This window comes from Faecalibacterium sp., from assembly GCF_052358865.1.
GTDB classification, from domain to species: Bacteria; Bacillota; Clostridia; order Oscillospirales; family Ruminococcaceae; genus Faecalibacterium; species Faecalibacterium butyricigenerans.
This window is the reverse complement of sequence record NZ_DAWCVJ010000140.1, coordinates 1-2,681: the sequence shown is the minus strand read 5'-3', so window position 1 is coordinate 2,681 and position 2,681 is coordinate 1. Positions and strand designations below refer to the sequence as shown.

Sequence of the window (2,681 nt, the reverse complement as noted above, 5' to 3'; positions counted from 1 at the left end):
AGGCGCGGGAGGCACGAGAAAGGGGCTGCTCGCCCCTTTCAGACCCCGAAGGAGATGTCGAAGCACAAAAATGCTAGCCGCTTCGCTAAACGCATTTTTTGTACTTCTCCGGTTTACGGCTCCGCCGATGGTGTTACGCGTCAGCAGGACTTCACGTTCTGCAAGGGCGTAAAGTCTGCTGCGAAGCAGCAAATGGGAGAAACGAGAAAAAAGTGCAACAGCGACGACCGCCGCCTGCGGCGGATACAGGGAGGAGCTGTTGGGGCCGCGGTCAGCAGGACACGAGTGCCGCTCAAGGCACGAAGTGGACGCTGGGTATCGCAACCCGTCTTAGCGCAGCGGCTAGCTTTTTTCCGTTTCGACTTCCTCTTTGGAATCGTTAAGGGCGAGCAGCCCTTAACTCGTTGCGGGGAGAGTGGAGTCCAGAGGTAGGGAGGGGGGAGTCGAAACACCCCTCCCTGCCTCTGGCCCGCGCGGAGCGCAAGCCACTTGACCAAAAGAAAAACCTCCCCCGCGCCACCAGCGCGAAAGACAGCAATATACCCTTTTGATAGATGCTATTTTTAAAAATTGCGATAAGCTTTTGTGAAATGAGGATAAGTTTATGATCGATAAAAGCCGACTGGAACAGAAATGTTCCACATGGAACATCACGCTCACCGGCACCCAGCTCGACCAGCTGGACGCCTTTGCTCAGATTCTGGTAGAGTACAACCAGAAGGTCAACCTGACCGCCATCACCGACCCAGAGGGCATTGAGGACAAGCATTTCCTCGACAGCCTACTCTTTGCGTCCCAGCCCGAGGTGGCGGGGAAGATGGTGGACGTCGGCGCGGGCGCAGGCTTTCCGGGCATCGTGACGAAAATTTACAAGCCTGAGCTGGAGCTGACCCTGATGGAGCCGACCGGCAAGCGGGTGGAGTTCCTGAAATATGCCTGCGGCCAGCTGGGCCTTACCGGCGTGGAGTTCGCCAAGGAGCGCGCCGAGGAGGCTGCCCGGAAGGTGTGGCGGGAGCAGTTCGATTTGGCTTCGGCCCGCGCAGTGGCGGCTCTGCCCATGCTGGCAGAATACTGCCTGCCGCTGGTGAAGGTGGGCGGAAATTTCCTCGCCATGAAGGGCGCATCCGGCGAGGAGGAGCTTGCTGCGGCACGGGGAGCCATCAAGAAACTGGGCGGCGAGTACAGAGAGACCCGCACCCTGCATCTGCCGGGGGGCGATACCCGCACCCTCATCCTCTGCAAAAAGATTTCGCAAACTCCGACTGCCTACCCCAGAAACGGCGGAAAAATTGCGAAAAGTCCGCTGAAATAACGAAGCATCGAACAGAAAATGCAAGACCCTGCCGAACGAAAACTCTGGCAGGGCCTTTTGTTTTCTGGTAAACTGGGAACGTAAGCAACTGAGCTTTCCACGTTTTCCCGGGAAAAGGTGGAAAACCAAGACGATTCCAGACGAAAAGGGGCGGTATCATGTTTGAGAGAAAGAAATCTGCCGGAAAAATCTACGCTCTCCCCATCGAGAGCATCCAGCCGTCGCCGTTTCAGGCGCGGACCTATTTTGATGAGCAGGAGCTTGCGGGGCTTGCGGCCAGCATCCGGGAAAATGGCCTGCTGCAGCCCATTGCGGTGCGAAAGCGGGAGGATGGCTACGAGCTGGTAGCGGGGGAGCGGCGGCTCCGGGCCTGCAAGATGGCGAAGATGCAGACCATCCCGGCCATCCTCTGCGACTACGCCGACGAAAAGACGGCGGCGATGGGGCTTCTGGAAAATTTGCAGCGGGAAGATCTGAATCCCTTTGAACAGGCGCAGGGCCTGCGGGATGTGATGGTCCTCTGGGACTGCACGCAGGCCGAGGCGGCCAAGCGGCTGGGGATGGCCCAGCCGACGCTGGCCAACAAGCTGCGGCTCTTACAGCTGACGCAGGACCAGCGGCAGTTCGTGCTGGACAACGGCCTCACGGAGCGTCACGCCCGGGCGGTGCTGCGCCTGCCCGAGAATCGCCGCAGCGAGGCCCTCATCACCATCGCCAAGCGGAAGATGAACGCCCGAGCCACCGACCTGTACATCGAGCAGCTGCTCAACGAAGCGGCCCCGGGGAGGCATCGCATCTCGATGGTGAAGGATGTCCGCATCTTTGTGAATACCATCGACCATGCTATCCGTCTCATGACCGATAATGGTGTTCCGGCCACGGCCCACCGGGAGGAAAGGGACGGGTATATCGAGTATACGGTGCGCATCCCGACGGCAGCGGCACAAAGGTAAGGGGGGAGAGAGCCGGTGTTCCATGTGGAACATTGGCTCTTTTTCTTTTGAGTGGGAGTGCGCGCCTGTGCGTGGGTTAAATCGCTGTTCAGGTAGGGCTTGATTTTCTTATGAACGGTTTCGCGCGCCTGTGCGCGGGGCAGAGCGCTCTTACGCTAGGTTAATGTTCTCTTTTGCGTGCCAAAAGAGAACCAGAAATCCTTCTCGCGCTGGTAGCGCGGGGGATGTTTTTTCTTATGGTCAAGTGGCTTGCGCTCCGCGCGGGCCAGAGGCAGGGAGGGGTGTTTCGACTCCCCCCTCCCTACCTCTGGACTCCACTCTCCCCGCAACGAGTTAAGGGCTGCTCGCCCTTAACAAACCTAAAGAAGAAGTCGAAGCCCAAAAATGCTAGCCGCTTCGCTAAACGCATTTTTTTG

2 protein-coding genes are annotated in these 2,681 nt (G+C 58.4%); both read left to right on the top strand.

Features of this window, described 5'->3' with window-relative positions; genetic code table 11:
• Positions 1-604: 604 nt before the first annotated feature.
• Positions 605-1,312 carry a 16S rRNA (guanine(527)-N(7))-methyltransferase RsmG gene (gene rsmG, locus ACT8X9_RS13260; RefSeq protein WP_444269309.1) on the top strand — a complete coding sequence of 236 codons (708 nt, stop codon included), beginning with the start codon at positions 605-607 and terminating at the stop codon, positions 1,310-1,312.
• 158 nt (positions 1,313-1,470) lie between these two features.
• Entirely contained in the window at positions 1,471-2,265 is a 795-nt protein-coding gene (locus ACT8X9_RS13255) for a ParB/RepB/Spo0J family partition protein (RefSeq protein ID WP_444269308.1), read from the top strand.
• The last annotated feature ends 416 nt before the right edge of the window (positions 2,266-2,681 follow it).